Source organism: Delftia sp. 60 (assembly GCF_002754395.1).
Classification (GTDB): Bacteria; Pseudomonadota; Gammaproteobacteria; order Burkholderiales; family Burkholderiaceae_C; genus Comamonas; species Comamonas acidovorans.
This window is the reverse complement of the sequence record NZ_PEFD01000001.1, coordinates 2,420,800-2,434,668: the sequence shown is the minus strand read 5'-3', so window position 1 is coordinate 2,434,668 and position 13,869 is coordinate 2,420,800. Positions and strand designations below refer to the sequence as shown.

The window sequence follows — 13,869 nt, the reverse complement described above, 5'->3', positions numbered from 1 at the left end:
TGCTTTTTATTTTTTCAGCCCCTTGAACCAGCGCTGAATCCGGGCCCGCAATTGCCGTTTGCCGTCATCACCCAACGGCATGCCGCTTGCCAGTTTCAGTGCCGCATCGACCTGTACATGGCCATGCTCCATCAGTGCCATGCAAAACACCCGGTCCTTGTCGCGCCCCGCCTGGGCCTTGGAGAGAAAGAGATCCAGCACATCCAGGCAATAGCCGACGCGATCGTTGGTATTGCCGTTCTGGATACGGTGCAGCCGGTTTTGCCAGCCTGAGGCAAGCACTGCCGTGTCCGGGCCCACGCCCTGCGCGTAGTAGCCATTGGACTCGTGGAAGCGAGAGCCTTCGCCAATGGATCCGTCGATCCGGTCCGCCAGATCCGGAGCGTTGAGCGGATAGATGTCCGCCTCTGCGGACATCTTGAAAACCGGCTCGGGATACGGGATGGAGCCCAGGATTGCCTGGCTTCCCACGATGACGAATTCATACTCATTCGTCACATCCCCGCTGGCACGAATGATGTGCTCAAGATCCTCTCGGTTCATAGGCCCGCCCTGTATCTCCCAATGCAACGCCCCGCTTGAGATCCCCCACCTGCGCCAGTACCTGCTGGCGCACCTGTTCGGGCAGCACCGATGTCAGGGGCGAGGCCTGGCGCAGTTCCTGGGCCCTTCGCGTGCGGGCCAGGATGGTGCGCCAGCGGCCATTTTGCAAGACATCCTGCCACTGCCTCCACAGGCTGGCGGAATGCGAATCCCCCTGGCTCAACCACCGCTCCAACGTGTCCTGTGCCTGCTGCAGCAATGCCGGGTCTGATCGCACAAGGCGCACGGCTTCTTCATGCAATGCCAAGCTTTGCAGATCCTGCACTTCATGGCGCGCATCCTGCGCACGCACCAGAACCTGTACGACGGGCCTGGCATGGCGCGAACGGGCTGCGGCAGTTCCTGCGGGCGCGGGCTGCAGGGCGTCGCCCGCCAGCAATGCCAATTCTCCCCCTATGCCCAGTTCCGACATGACCCGCAGGTACGTGCCCATGGATGGCCCGGGATCGCCGGACTCGACTGCAGCGAGCGTGCTGCGGGATATGCCTACGCGCGAGGCCATCTCGACCGTGCCCAGCCCCTGCTCCTTGCGCAGACGCTTGAGCCGGTCACCGAACTGCAAAAGCAGTTGGCGCTGAAGAAGGGTGGACTTTTCTGGCGTTTTCATTTGTCCATTATTTTAAGCAAAACCTATATTTTTGATTGTTTTTCTAGACAAATTAATTCAAGACCAGTGCTTTCGCATCCCCAGGTCAAGGAACGGAAAAGCAGGTCCTGACGCGCGCACAAGCCACGGCCGGGATGCGCAGCGCATGGCGATCAATCAACGGGCCAGCCACGTTGCAAGAATGAGCGGCTGGACTGTCGCACCGGGGCCACCAAGCCCGTGCTTGCCCCAATGCGGCAGGCCCCTGTCCCTGCCAGCATGGAATCACCCCGGCCCCTGCGCAACAGCAGCGGGCTTTTTCCATCCAAAGCAAGGAGACTTCATGCAGCAACGCCCCAAGACATCGCTGATGACACCGCTGGCCCTGGCACTGTGCGCCGCCGCACTGGCAACGCCGGCCCTGGCGCAGCAGGACAAGGTTCGGATCGGCTTCATCACCGACATGTCCAGTCTCTATGCCGATGTCGAGGGCAAGAACGGCGCCGTGGCGATACAGATGGCCATCGACGACTACGGCGGCAAGCTGCTGGGCAAGCCCATCGAGCTGCTGACGGCCGACCACCAGAACAAGGCCGACATTGCCGCCAGCAAGGCGCGCGAGTGGATTGACACGCAGGGCATCAGCCTGGTGTTTGGCGGCACGAACTCGGCCACGGCCCTGTCCATGGCCAAGGTGGCGCAGGAGAAAAAGCGGGTCTTCATCGACAACGGCGCGGGCAGCTCGGCGCTGACCAACGAGCAGTGCAGCCCCTACACCGTGCACTACGCCTTCGACACCGTGGCCCTGGCCAAGGGCACGGGCGCGGCCGTGGTGGAGGCCGGCGGCAAGAGCTGGTACTTCGTGACGGCCGACTATGCCTTCGGCCATGCGCTGGAGGCCGATACCACCAAGATCATCGAGGCGCGCGGCGGCAAGGTGCTGGGCTCGGTCAAGACGCCGCTGAACGCCAGCGACTTCTCCAGCTTCATGCTGCAGGCGCAGAACTCCAAGGCCCAGATCCTGGGCCTGGCCAACGCGGGTGGCGACACCATCAACTCCATCAAGGCCGCGCGCGAGTTCGGCGTGACCAAGGACATGAAGCTGGCCGGCCTGCTGGTGTTCTTCACCGACGTGCACAGCCTGGGCCTGAAGAACACCCAGGGCATGCAGTTCACCACCAGCTGGTACTGGGACATGAACGATGCCTCGCGCAAGTTCGCCGATGCCTTCATGGCCAAGACCCAGCGCCGCCCCAGCGAGATCCAGGCGGCCGACTACTCGGCCACCATGAACTGGCTCAAGGCCGTGGAGAAGGCCGGCACGCTGGACGCCGACAAGGTCATGGCCACCTGGCGCGGCATGAAGATGGACGACTTCTTCGGCAGCGGCTACCTGCGCGAGGACGGCCGCTACGTTCACGACATGTACCTGATGGAAGTGAAATCCCCCGCCGAATCCAAGGGCACCTGGGACTACTACAAGCTGGTCAAGAAGCTGCCGGCCGAGCAGGTCTGGACGACGAAGGCAGAGAGCAAGTGCCAATATTGGCGCTGAACTGGCGCTGAACTTGCGGTGAGCCGGGGGGCAGCCCGGCCGCTCCCGCCCCTCGCTTTTCTCCACTGAATCTCCATGCCTTGGTCAATGCCGGGACATCGAACCGCGCCAGACTGGTAAGTTCGAGCATTGGGCGCGGCGCCGGGCAGGAACTTCTTCCCCTGCGGCCGACCGCGCGGCAGGGGAAGAATGAAGTTCAATCGCAAGTGGACCATTGGCGCCGTGGTGGGTGCCTGCATCATCGCCGGGGGCGCACTGTGGAAGGCCAGCGCCAAGCCCGCCACCCGGTACGCGACGGCCGCCGTCACCGTGGGCAACCTGGAGCAGACCGTGCTGGCCGTAGGCCGGCTGCATGCCAAGGAGCTGGTTGCCGTGGGCGCCCAGGTCTCCGGACAGGTCAAGCGCCTGCATGTGGAACTGGGCCAGCAGGTCAAGGCCGGCGACCTGATCGCCGAGGTCGATGCCCAGCCGCAGCGCATCAAGCTGCGCAATGCGGAGGCCTCGGTCACCGCGCTGCAGGCGCAGCTGGCCGCGCGGCGCGCGGCCCTCGTCCAGGCCCGGCTCACCTTCCAGCGCCAGCAGGAACTGCTGCAGGCCGACGCCACCTCGCGCGCCGACCATGAGGCCGCCAAGGCGGCGCTGGACACGGCCCAGGCAGAGGTCGGCGCCCTGCAGGCCCAGATCGAGCAGGCACGCACCCAGGTGGAGACCGAGCGCATCAACCTGGGCTACACCCGCATCGTCGCGCCCATGGACGGCGTGATCGTGGCCGTGGTCACCAAGCAGGGCCAGACCCTGAACTCCTTCCAGACCACGCCCACCATCGTCATGCTGGCCAAGCTCGACGTGATGACCGTGCGTGCCGAGATTGCCGAGGCCGACGTGGACAAGATCCAGCTCGGCCAGACCGCATGGTTCACCACGCTGGGCAGCAACCGCCAAAAACACATGGCGAAGATAGAGCGCATCGAGCCCGCACCGACCTCCATCGTCAATGACGCGGGCGGCGGCGCCTCGCCCGCTGCGGCCACGCCCGCCGCCAAGGCCATCTACTACAACGCCCAGTTCGACGTGCCCAACCCGGACGGCAAGCTGCGCCCCTCCATGACCGCCCAGGTCACCGTGCGCGTGGCCCAGACCGACAAGGCCGTGCTGGTGCCGGCCGCCGCACTGGGCAGCCGGGCAGAGGACGACAGCTACACCGTGCGCGTGCGCGACGGCGAAGGCAAGGTCGCCGAGCGCAAGGTGCGCATCGGCCTGCGCACCAATGCCCAGGCCCAGGTGCTGTCGGGCCTGGAGGCCGGCGAGCAGGTGGTGATCGGCGAGGCGGGCCCGAACAACGCCCCCGCCGCCGACCCCATGGGAATGTGAGCATGGACCAGCCATTGCTGCAGATGCGGGGACTGCGCAGGGAGTTCCCCGCCGGTGACACCACGGTCGCCGTGCTCAAGGACATCGACCTGACCATCGAGGCCGGCGAGATGGTGGCCATCGTCGGCGCCTCGGGCTCGGGCAAGTCCACGCTGATGAACATCCTCGGCTGCCTGGACCATCCGACCTCGGGCAGCTACCGCATCGCCGGCCGCGAGACCGGCGAGCTGGGCCCCGATGCGCTGGCCGCGCTGCGGCGCGAGCATTTCGGCTTCATCTTCCAGCGCTACCACCTGCTGGCCGACCTCACGGCCCAGGGCAATGTGGAGCTGCCATCGGTCTACGCCGGCACGGCGCCAACGGACCGCCATGCGCGCTCGGCCGCCCTGCTCGAACGCCTGGGCCTGGCCGACCGCATGCAGCACCGGCCAGGCCAGCTGTCGGGCGGGCAGCAGCAGCGCGTGTCCATCGCCCGCGCGCTGATGAACGGCGGCGCCGTCATCCTGGCCGACGAGCCCACGGGCGCGCTGGACAAGGCCAGCGGCGAACAGGTCATGCGCATCCTGCAGGAGCTGCATGCCGACGGCCACACCATCATCCTGGTCACGCACGACATGGCCGTGGCGGCCCACGCCTCGCGCGTGATCGAGATCAGCGACGGCGCCATCATCGCGGACCGGCGCAGCGCCCCGCATGAAAGCAAGCCCCCGCTGGAGGCCACAGCCGCACCGCGCGCCGCCTCCTGGCGCATGTTCGGCGACCGCTTCGGCGAAGCGCTGCGCATGGCGCTGCGGGCCATGAACGCGCACCGCCTGCGCACCTTCCTGACCATGCTGGGCATCATCATCGGCATCTCTGCCGTGGTCTCGGTGGTGGCGCTGGGGCGCGGCGCGCAGCAGCAGGTGATGAACCAGATCAGCGAGCTGGGCACGAACACGCTGGACATCTTCCCGGGCAAGGACTTCGGAGACACGCGCGCCGCCGCCATCGAGACCCTGGTCGCCGCCGATGCCCAGGCCCTGGCCGAGCAGCCCTACGTGGACAGCGCCACGCCCAACGTATCGGTCAGCGTCACGGCGCTGTACCGCGAGAACGCGGCCATGGCCCAGGTGACGGGCGTGGGCTTCGAGCACTTCCGCGTGAAGGGCCTGCGCCTGGCGTCAGGGCGGTTCTTCGACCAGCGCGACGTGGACCTGCACGCCCAGGTCGCGGTCATCGACCAGAAGGCCGCCACCGCGCTCTTTCCCGGCAACCCCAGCCCGCTGGGCGAGGTGGTGATGCTGGGCGAGATGCCCGTGGAGATCGTGGGCGTGCTGCGCCCCGCGCAAAACAGCTTCGGTGGCTCCACGCCCACCTTCTTCGTGCCCTACACGGCAGCCGCCACGCGCCTGGTCGGCAAGTACCACCTGGACAGCATCACGCTGCGCATCAAGGACGAGGTGCCGGCAGAGATCGCGCTGAAGGCGGCCACCAGCCTGCTCACGGAACGCCACGGCACCAAGGACTTCTTCGTCTGGAACTCCGACCAGATCCGCCAGGCCATCACGCGCACCAGCACCACGCTGACGCTGCTGGTCTCGGCCATCGCCATGATCGCGCTGCTGGTGGGCGGCATCGGCGTGATGAACATCATGCTGGTGTCGGTGACCGAGCGCACGCGCGAGATCGGCGTGCGCATGGCCATCGGCGCGCGCCAGTCGGACATCCTTCAGCAGTTCCTGATCGAGGCCGTGCTGGTCTGCATCGTGGGCGGCATCCTGGGTGTCTCTCTGGCGCTGGGCCTGGGCCTGGCAGTGAGCCTGTCGGGCTCCAGCTTCCAGCTGTCGTTCTCGGCCGCCTCCATCGTGCTGGCCGTCGCCTGCTCCTCGCTCATAGGCATCACCTTCGGCTTCCTGCCCGCGCGCAGCGCGGCGCGCCTGGACCCCGTCCAGGCCCTCTCCAGAGATTGACATGCATATGCTCAAGACCAGCGCGCTGGCATGCGCCGTGGCCCTTGCGGGCTGCGGCGCCATCACGCGCACCCCCTACGAAGCGCCCCAGGTGGCGCTGCCCGCGCAGTTCGAACATGCGCAGGCATCGTCCCCGGCAGCCACGCCCACGCCCATACCCGATGCCTGGTGGCGCGGCTTCGGCGATCCGCGGCTCGATGCCTGGATTGACCTGGCACTGGCGCGCAACCCTGACATGGCCACGGCCGGCATCCGCGTGCGGCGTGCCGCGCTGCAGGCGCAACTGGCAGGCCATGCGCTGCTGCCCCAGCCCAGCGGCAGCGTAGGCACGGGCGCCAGCCGCCCGCTGTCGGGCAGCCAGCGCAGCACCCTGGAGAACGCCAGCGCCACACTGGGCGTGGCCTGGGAGCTGGACCTATTCGACCGGCTGGGCGCGCAGCGCGATGCCGCCGTCTTCGAAGCACAGGCCAGCGTGCAGGACAAGGATGCCGTGGCGCTGTCGCTGACCACCACCACGGCCAGCCTGTACTGGCAGCTGGCGCTGGCCAACGAGCGCCTGGACATGTCACGCCAAAGCCTGGAGTACGTGCGCCGCACGATCGACCTGGTGCAGGCCCAGTACCGCAGCGGTGCAGTTTCCGGCCTGGAGCTGCGCGAGGCCCGGCAGGCCCTGGCCGAGCAGCAGGCCCTGCTGAGCCAATACACCCAGGCCCGCGCCGAACTGCGCCAGGCATTGGCCGAATTGCTGCAGGGCGCCGAGCCGCCCGGTGGCGAGCCCCAGGCGCTGCCCGTGGCCGACCTGCCCGCCGTGCAGGCGGGCCTGCCCGCCGACCTGCTGGGGCGCCGCCCCGACCTGCGCGCCGCCGAACTGCGGCTGCGCGGCGCCCTGGCCGGCAGCGATGCCACGGCCGCCAGCTACTACCCGCGGCTGTCGCTCACGGGCAGCCTGGGCACCTCCAGCAGCACCCTGCTCGATGTGCTGGCCAATCCCGTGGCAGCCCTGGGCGCCAACCTGGCCCTGCCGTTTCTCAATGTGCGCGAGATGCGGCTGAACACCGCCATTGCACGCAGCCAGTACGAAGAGGCGGTGGTCAACTTCCGCAAAACGCTGTACGCCGCGTTGGCCGAAACGGAAAAATCCCTGTCCGCCCGCACCGAACTGGCCCGTCAGGAAGAGGCCCAGCAGCGCGCCACGCAGGAATCCGTGGAAATCACACGCCTGTACGAGGCGCGCTACCGCGCCGGCCAGGTGCCGCTGCGCACCTGGCTGGACGCCCAGGAGCGCCGCCGCGCAGCGCAGCTGGCCCTGTCCGCGCTGAACCTGGCACGCCTGCAGAACCAGCTCACGCTGCACAAGGCGCTAGGCGGAGGGTGGCCGGCTTCCTGAAGCCACCACCCGGGGTCCGCCAGAGTCAGAACGAATGCGCCATGCCCACGTAGAAGCCGGTCTGGCTGCCGCCCGGCGCCGGGTTGTTGTTGGTGGTCTCCACCGAGAAGTTCGCATTGCCGCCATTGCGCACATTGCCCACGCTGGCATACAGCAGCGTGCGCTTGGACAGCGCGTAGTCGGCGCCCGCCATGAACAGGTTGGCGCTGCCGCCGCCGTTGTTGACCGTGGTGCGGTAGCCCGCCCCGATCAGCGTCAGCGGGCCTGAGACGTTGTAGCGCGCGCCCATCCAGTACTGCCGCGCCTTGTTGGGCACGCCGGCCGCGCTGTCGGGCGCGGACAGCTGCTCATAGCCCGCGAACAGCTTGAGCGCGGACAGCGTCACCGTGCCGCCCAGCGTCAGGTTGCGGGAGGTGGTGTACAGATCGCTGAAGCGGCCATTGGCATCGCGGGCCACATCGTAGATGGCGCGCAACTCGAACGTGGGCGCGGTATAGGACACGGACAGCGCATCCTTGCGCAGCCGCGATGCGCCCTGCGGCTGCTCGCCCAGGCCGGTCAGCGCCAGCACGCGCAGGCCGCCCCAGTTCGGCGTCTCGTAGGAAATCATGTTGTCATGCCCGCCCCAGTTGCGCCCCCGCACCAGCGTGGCCGAGCCGATGAACTGCTGGCCCGTGGGGTCCAGCGCCCAGTGCGCATCCGAGATCGACAGGTCCTTGCCCAGCTTCAGCGTGCCCCATCCACTGCGCAGGCCCACGAAGGTGCGGCGGTTGAAGAAACCTGCGCCGTTGAACCTGGCATCGTCGATGCTGAAGCCCGACTCCAGCGTGAACAGCGCATGCAGCCCGCCGCCCAGATCCTCCACCCCCTTGAAACCCAGCATGCTCGTGCCCCACTGGTTGCCCACGGCCCGCCACAGATTGCCAGAGCCCCCCGTGGCCGGGTCGTACACATTGTTCTGGTAGTCCACCCCCGCGACCACACGCCCATAGAGCGTGACCGAACTCTGGGCCTGGGCCGCCAGGGCCGTGCCCAGCGCCAGCGCGGCCAGGCCAGCGCTGCGGATCATGCGTTTATTCATCTCCCTCTCCTCCTTGACATTGCCGATTGGCGAAAATCCCCATGACCGCAGCACGGCTGCCATGGGGAGCAGCTTGAAACCGGTCGCCAGCCCTTTTTCTTGTTCTTGTGCTTCTTGTTTCTTGCGGGCGCATGCAGTCCCGTGGTTGCGATGCCCTGCAGGCTGCTTTCATGAATTCTCCGCAGGGATGGCGCCGGGCCTGAACGATTCATGCGCAGACCTATGCATTTGCGGCGCGGGCGCCCCGGTGTTTTCCCCTGGAAGGGGGCGGAGCGACGCTCGGGGATGGGGCATGGCCGCCGGATGCTCAGTCCGCCGCAGCATCGGCCAGCCGGAAGATGCAGGCCATGGGAGTCCACTTGTCGCCGGGCGGTGTCCAGGGCGTGGGCGCCTGGAAGGTCCACATCAGCGCCTCCCATTTGCGCAGCTTCGGGTCGATGGCAGCGGCCAGGGTCATGGCCCGGGGGTCATGCACCGCGTCATCGGTTTCCATGACCATCACCATGCGCGTGCCAAGGCGGTGGATTTCCATGCCGGTGACGCCATGGCTGCGCAGATGCGCCGCCACCTCCGGCCAGATCCGGTGATGCAGGGCTTCGTACCGGGCGATCAGCGACGGATCATCCCTGAGGTCGAGTGCAAGGCATTGGCGCATGGTGTCTCCATGGTGGTCAGGTCAGCGCGCGGTCCAGGTGGGTGTAGCCGCCATCGACGAACAGCCATTGCCCCGTGGTGTGCGATGCCCGCTCGGACAGAAGAAAGACGACCGTGTCCGCAATCTCCTCGGCCGCCGTCATGCGCCGGCCCAGCGGAATCCGGGCGCTGATCTGTTCCAGCTGGCGCCCGGGGTCGTCGAAGCGGCCCAGCCAGTGCAGGTACATCGGCGTCATCACCTCCGCGGGCACCACGGCATTGACGCGCACGCCATCGGCTGCCAGCGCGGCAGCCCATTCGCGCGTCAGCGAGAGCTGGGCCCCCTTGGCCGCGCAGTAGCCGCTGGCCTGGCCCTGCCCGGTCAGCGCGGTCTTGGACGAGATGTTGACGATGGCGCCACGGCTGGCCTTGAGGTGCGGCAGGCAATGGTGGGCCATGACGTAGTAGTGCACCAGGTTGGCCTGCAGCGAGCGCACGAAGGCGTCGCGCCCTGCCTCCAGGCCCACGCCGTCATTGATGCCCGCGTTGTTCACCAGGCCGTCGATGTGGCCGCAGTCCGCCGCAGCGCGGGCCACCATCTCCCCGCATGCCTGTTCATCGACCAGGTCGAAGCGGAAGTGGCGGGCCCGGGGCTGCAGCTCCATGAGCTGCGCCTCGAACCGCGCGGACATGGTGTCCTTGCCGCAGATCAGCGGAACCGCACCTTCGCCGGCCAGCCGCAGCGAGATGGCCGCCCCGATGCCGCTGGCACCGCCCGTGACGATGAAGGTCTTGTCTTTCAGGTTCAGGTCCATGCTGCCTCCCATGTGGTCAGGTCATGCCTTGCGGCTGCAGGCCGTAGCAGCGCGCGGCGGTGCCGCCCCACAGCGCCTCGCGCTCGGAGGCCGACAGCCGCGACGACGCCCAACCATCCACCAACTCAAAGACCGTGGCGTATGGCGCGGCCAGCAGGCAGACCGGCCAGTCGGAGCCGAACATCAGCCGCTGCGGACCGAACACCTGCAAGGCCGTGTCCAGGCATTGGAGCAGGCAGGCCCGGTCAGGCTCGCGCAGGCCGGATCGCCAGTCGGCCTCGGTCACCAGGCCCGAGAGCTTGCACGCGACATGCGACAGCGGGGCGAAGCGCTGCAGCAATGCCTGCCAGCGGCCGAACGCGGCCTGGGCCTGGCCCTTGTGCTGGTCCTGGGTAAGCCCGGCCAGTGGCGGCTTGCCCAGGTGATCCAGCACCATCCAGTGCGCGTCATGCCGTACACACAAGGCGGCGGCCGCGTCCATCTGGTGGTCGAACACCAGCACGTCGTACGCCCAGCCCTGGCGCTGCAGCACGGACAGACCGCGTGCGAATGCCGCAGAGCGCAGAAAGGCCGAGGCATCAGGCTCATCCTGCACCTGATGGCGCCACCCGCACAGCGCCGGCTCGGCACGCCAGGACTGCAGGCGCTCGCCAATGCCGTCGCAGGCCAGATCCTCCCATCCCACGACGCCGCAAATACCGCTACGCCGCCGCGCCAGATCCAGCAGGTATCGCGTTTCATCGACACTGCCCCTGGCCTGCACGGCAATGGCGCCGGTCAGGCCGCAGGCTTCCAACTGCGGCAATACCTGCTCCGGCGTGCAATCCACCGCCAGCGCCTGCATGCCCTCGCCTATCCAGGGATAGTCCTGGGCGCTGTAATGCCAGAAGTGCAGATGCGCGTCTATGCGCTGAAGGGAAGGTGCTTCGTCCATGGCTCAGGCCGGGAAGCGGTATCTGTGGAGAGATTCCGGCTTCATCGTGATGGAAAAGCCGGGCGCACCGGGAGGCATATAGGCCGCATTGCGCACCACGCAGGGATCCACAAAGTGCTCGTGCAGATGGTCCACGTACTCGATCACGCGCCCCTCACGCGTGCCGGACACGCAGACGAAATCGATCATGGACAGATGCTGCACATACTCGCAAAGGCCCACGCCCCCGGCATGCGGACACACGGGCAGACCGTACTTTGCGGCCAGCAGGAGTACCAGCAGCACCTCGTTGACCCCTCCCAGCCGGCAGGCGTCGATCTGCACCACGTCGATGGCGCCACGCATGATGAACTGCTTGAAGAGAATGCGGTTCTGGCACATCTCTCCAGAGGCGACCTGGACCGGGGCAACGGCTTCGCGCACCGCGCGGTGGCCCTCCACATCGTCAGGGCTGGTCGGCTCCTCGATGAACCAGGGCCTGGCAAAGGCCAACTCCCGCACCCAGCCGATGGCCTGCCCCACCTCCCAGGCCTGGTTGGCGTCGATCATCAACTGGCGGTCCGGCCCCAGCACCTCGCGCGCGATGGACACGCGCCGGATGTCGTCCTGCAGGCTGCGCCCCACCTTGAGCTTGACGTGGTTGAAGCCGCCGGCCACCGCCCCGCGGCACAGGCGGCGCAGTTTGTCGTCGTCATAGCCCAGCCAGCCGGCCGAGGTCGTGTAGCAGGGATAGCCCTCGCGCTCCAGCACGCCGATGCACTCGGCCTTGCGCGGTGCCTGGCGATGCAGCAGCTCCAGCGCCTGGGCTTCGGTCAGGGCATCCGTCATGTAGCGAAAATCCAGCGCGCGAACGAACTCCTCGGGCGTGAAATCGGCGACCAGGCGCCACAGCGGCTTGCCCTCGGCCTTGGCCCACAGGTCCCACACGGCATTGACCACGGCGCCGGTGGCCAGGTGCATTGCCCCCTTGTCCGGGCCGATCCAGCGCAACTGGCTGTCGGAGGTGATGTGGCGCCAAAAGCGTCCCATGTCCTCCCGGACCCAGTCGAGCTCCACGCCCTCCACCAGGTGCCGCATGGCCGCGATGGCGGCGCAGCAGACCTCGTTGCCGCGCCCGATGGTGAAGGTCAGCCCGTGCCCCTCAAGGCCGGGCGTGTCCGTCTCCAGGATCACATAGGCGGCGGAGTAGTCCGGGTCCGGGTTCATGGCGTCAGACCCATCCAGGTGCCTGGAGGTCGGAAAGCGCACATCGAGCACGCGCAGGGACAGGATTCGCGTCATGGTCTTCTCAGGCCTTGCCGGTTGTCGAGGGATTCGGTTGCACGCGGGCCGCCACCATGGTCTGGCGCTGCTCGCCCAGGCCGGCGATGCCCAGCCGCATGGCCTGCCCGGCACGCAGGTACATGGGCGGCTTCTGGCCCATGCCCACGCCCGGCGGCGTGCCGGTGGAGATCACATCGCCCGGTTGCAGGCTCATGAAGCGGCTCAGGTAGCTGATGAGAAAGGCCACGCCGAACACCATGGTGGCCGTGCTGCCGTCCTGCATGCGCCGGCCGTCCACATCCAGCCACATGCGCAGCGCCTGCGGATCGGGCACCTCGTCGGCCGTGACCAGCCAGGGCCCCAGCGGGCCGAAGCCGTCGCAGCCCTTGCCCTTGTCCCAGGTGCCACCGCGCTCGAGCTGGTACTCGCGCTCGGAGATGTCGTTGACCACGCAATAGCCCGCCACGTGCTGCGTGGCCCGGGCCTCGTCGATATGGCGCCCGCCCTGGCCGATGACCACGCCAAGCTCCACCTCCCAATCCGTCTTCACGGAGCCGGGCGGAATCTCGATGGCGTCGTCCGGGCCGCAGATGGCACTGGTCCACTTGCCAAACACCACGGGCTCGGGCGGCACCTGCATGCCGGCCTCGGCCGCATGGTCCGAGTAGTTGAGGCCTATGCACACGAACTTGCCCACCCGCCCCACGCAGGGGCCCAGACGCAGCGTGTGCTGCGGCACGCCTTCCACCAGGGGCAGTTGCAAGGGGTCAAGGGCGCCCAGTTGCGCCAGGCTGTCCGGCAGCAGCACAGGACCGGCAATGTCGTCCACCACGCCCGAGAGGTCGCGCACACGCCCTTGCGCATCGAGCAGGCCCGGTCTTTCATGGCCCCTGGGGCCGTATCGCAGCAATTTCATGGAGCAGTCCTGTGCAGTTCAGTTGGACCAGCCGCCGTCGATCACGCTCAGCGTGCCGGTGACGAAGCGGGATTCATCGCTGGCGAGATAGGTGGCCAGCGCGGCGATCTCCTCGGGCTGGCCTACCCGCCCCATGGGCTGGCGCGCCACGAAGGCCGCGCGCACCTGCTCCAGCGGCACGCCCTGCTGCCGGGCCTGGCCGGCGATGCGCGCCTGCAGCGACGGGGACTCCACCGTGCCAGGGCAGATGGCGTTGCAGCGTATGCCCCGCGTGACGAAGTCGGCCGCCACGGCCTTGGTCAGCCCGACCACGGCAGCCTTGGTGGCGCCATAGGCATGGCGAAGGGGCACGCCCTTCACGCTGGAGGCCGCGGACGACATGTTGATGATCGAGCCGCCGCCCTGGGCCAGCATGGCGGGCAGCAGGGCGCGGATGATGCGGTGCATGGAGGTGACGTTGAGCTGCCACGCAAAGGCCCAGTCCTCGTCGCTGCAGTCCAGGATACTGCCGTGGTGCACGAAGCCCGCGCAGTTGAGCACAGCATCGAAAGCCCTCTCCTGCCCGGCCAGTGCCAGGATGTCGGCCGCATCCGTCACATCCAGCCGCCGCGTGCGCAGGCCATCCCTGCCCTCCAGCTCGGCCAGCGCCTGCAGGTCGATGTCGGTGGCCAGCACGCAGGCACCTTCGCGGGCAAACATCAGCGCGCAGGCACGCCCTATGCCCTGCCCGGCTGCGGTGACGAGAATGTGTTTTCCGGCGAGTCTCATGGAGCCAT

The 13,869-nt window shown here is 67.7% G+C and carries 13 protein-coding genes; 4 read left to right on the top strand and 9 right to left on the bottom strand.

Going from position 1 to position 13,869, the window contains the following annotated elements:
• Positions 1–6 precede the first annotated feature (6 nt).
• Entirely contained in the window at positions 7–543 is a 537-nt protein-coding gene (locus CLV01_RS11015) for a DUF6036 family nucleotidyltransferase (RefSeq protein ID WP_047325805.1), read from the bottom strand.
• On the bottom strand, positions 524–1,210 hold the full coding sequence (locus CLV01_RS11010) for a helix-turn-helix transcriptional regulator (protein ID WP_047325806.1): 687 nt from the start codon (positions 1,208–1,210) through the stop codon (positions 524–526). Before CLV01_RS11010 ends, CLV01_RS11015 begins: the two co-directional genes overlap by 20 nt.
• A 322-nt stretch (positions 1,211–1,532) precedes the next feature.
• Between CLV01_RS11010 and CLV01_RS11005 the strand changes: the two genes are divergently transcribed.
• The 4 genes from CLV01_RS11005 to CLV01_RS10990 all read left to right on the top strand — a co-directional run bounded on the left by CLV01_RS11005 (position 1,533) and on the right by CLV01_RS10990 (position 7,451).
• Positions 1,533–2,744 carry an ABC transporter substrate-binding protein gene (locus CLV01_RS11005; protein WP_012204238.1) on the top strand — a complete coding sequence of 404 codons (1,212 nt, stop codon included), beginning with the start codon at positions 1,533–1,535 and terminating at the stop codon, positions 2,742–2,744.
• A gap of 189 nt (positions 2,745–2,933) precedes the next feature.
• A complete protein-coding gene (locus CLV01_RS11000) occupies positions 2,934–4,115 on the top strand; it encodes an efflux RND transporter periplasmic adaptor subunit (RefSeq protein ID WP_099734301.1) in 1,182 nt (393 codons plus the stop codon).
• A 2-nt stretch (positions 4,116–4,117) separates the two neighbouring features.
• Complete coding sequence (locus CLV01_RS10995) at positions 4,118–6,064, top strand: MacB family efflux pump subunit (protein WP_043822875.1); 1,947 nt, start codon at positions 4,118–4,120, stop codon at positions 6,062–6,064.
• A gap of 1 nt (position 6,065) precedes the next feature.
• Positions 6,066–7,451: an efflux transporter outer membrane subunit gene (locus tag CLV01_RS10990; protein ID WP_099734302.1), complete on the top strand. Its 1,386-nt coding sequence runs from the start codon at positions 6,066–6,068 to the stop codon at positions 7,449–7,451.
• Between the two features lie 25 nt (positions 7,452–7,476).
• Here the strand turns inward: CLV01_RS10990 and CLV01_RS10985 are convergent, their stop codons facing one another.
• From CLV01_RS10985 to CLV01_RS10955, 7 genes are all read right to left on the bottom strand, one after another.
• Positions 7,477–8,532: a porin gene (locus CLV01_RS10985; RefSeq protein ID WP_099734303.1), complete on the bottom strand. Its 1,056-nt coding sequence runs from the start codon at positions 8,530–8,532 to the stop codon at positions 7,477–7,479.
• Between the two features lie 307 nt (positions 8,533–8,839).
• Positions 8,840–9,187: an L-rhamnose mutarotase gene (locus CLV01_RS10980; RefSeq protein ID WP_099734304.1), complete on the bottom strand. Its 348-nt coding sequence runs from the start codon at positions 9,185–9,187 to the stop codon at positions 8,840–8,842.
• A gap of 16 nt (positions 9,188–9,203) precedes the next feature.
• On the bottom strand, positions 9,204–9,980 hold the full coding sequence (locus tag CLV01_RS10975; RefSeq protein WP_065347600.1) for an SDR family oxidoreductase: 777 nt from the start codon (positions 9,978–9,980) through the stop codon (positions 9,204–9,206).
• Positions 9,981–9,996: 16 nt separating this feature from the next.
• Positions 9,997–10,914 carry an amidohydrolase family protein gene (locus tag CLV01_RS10970; RefSeq protein WP_099734305.1) on the bottom strand — a complete coding sequence of 306 codons (918 nt, stop codon included), beginning with the start codon at positions 10,912–10,914 and terminating at the stop codon, positions 9,997–9,999.
• 3 nt (positions 10,915–10,917) lie between these two features.
• Positions 10,918–12,195, bottom strand: a complete 1,278-nt coding sequence (locus CLV01_RS10965; RefSeq protein WP_099734306.1) for an L-fuconate dehydratase — start codon at positions 12,193–12,195, stop codon at positions 10,918–10,920.
• A 7-nt stretch (positions 12,196–12,202) separates the two neighbouring features.
• Positions 12,203–13,093 (bottom strand): fumarylacetoacetate hydrolase family protein, encoded by an 891-nt coding sequence (locus tag CLV01_RS10960; RefSeq protein ID WP_099734307.1) that lies wholly within the window; start codon positions 13,091–13,093, stop codon positions 12,203–12,205.
• Positions 13,094–13,111: 18 nt separating this feature from the next.
• Entirely contained in the window at positions 13,112–13,861 is a 750-nt protein-coding gene (locus tag CLV01_RS10955; protein ID WP_099734308.1) for an SDR family oxidoreductase, read from the bottom strand.
• Positions 13,862–13,869: the final 8 nt, after the last annotated feature.

Coding starts and splice junctions, on each gene's coding strand:
- CLV01_RS11015 (WP_047325805.1), bottom strand. CDS start 543: ATGAACCGAGAGGATCTTGAGCACATCATTCGTGCCAGCGGGGATGTG.
- CLV01_RS11010 (WP_047325806.1), bottom strand. CDS start 1,210: ATGAAAACGCCAGAAAAGTCCACCCTTCTTCAGCGCCAACTGCTTTTG.
- CLV01_RS11005 (WP_012204238.1), top strand. CDS start 1,533: ATGCAGCAACGCCCCAAGACATCGCTGATGACACCGCTGGCCCTGGCA.
- CLV01_RS11000 (WP_099734301.1), top strand. CDS start 2,934: ATGAAGTTCAATCGCAAGTGGACCATTGGCGCCGTGGTGGGTGCCTGC.
- CLV01_RS10995 (WP_043822875.1), top strand. CDS start 4,118: ATGGACCAGCCATTGCTGCAGATGCGGGGACTGCGCAGGGAGTTCCCC.
- CLV01_RS10990 (WP_099734302.1), top strand. CDS start 6,066: ATGCATATGCTCAAGACCAGCGCGCTGGCATGCGCCGTGGCCCTTGCG.
- CLV01_RS10985 (WP_099734303.1), bottom strand. CDS start 8,532: ATGAATAAACGCATGATCCGCAGCGCTGGCCTGGCCGCGCTGGCGCTG.
- CLV01_RS10980 (WP_099734304.1), bottom strand. CDS start 9,187: ATGCGCCAATGCCTTGCACTCGACCTCAGGGATGATCCGTCGCTGATC.
- CLV01_RS10975 (WP_065347600.1), bottom strand. CDS start 9,980: ATGGACCTGAACCTGAAAGACAAGACCTTCATCGTCACGGGCGGTGCC.
- CLV01_RS10970 (WP_099734305.1), bottom strand. CDS start 10,914: ATGGACGAAGCACCTTCCCTTCAGCGCATAGACGCGCATCTGCACTTC.
- CLV01_RS10965 (WP_099734306.1), bottom strand. CDS start 12,195: ATGACGCGAATCCTGTCCCTGCGCGTGCTCGATGTGCGCTTTCCGACC.
- CLV01_RS10960 (WP_099734307.1), bottom strand. CDS start 13,093: ATGAAATTGCTGCGATACGGCCCCAGGGGCCATGAAAGACCGGGCCTG.
- CLV01_RS10955 (WP_099734308.1), bottom strand. CDS start 13,861: ATGAGACTCGCCGGAAAACACATTCTCGTCACCGCAGCCGGGCAGGGC.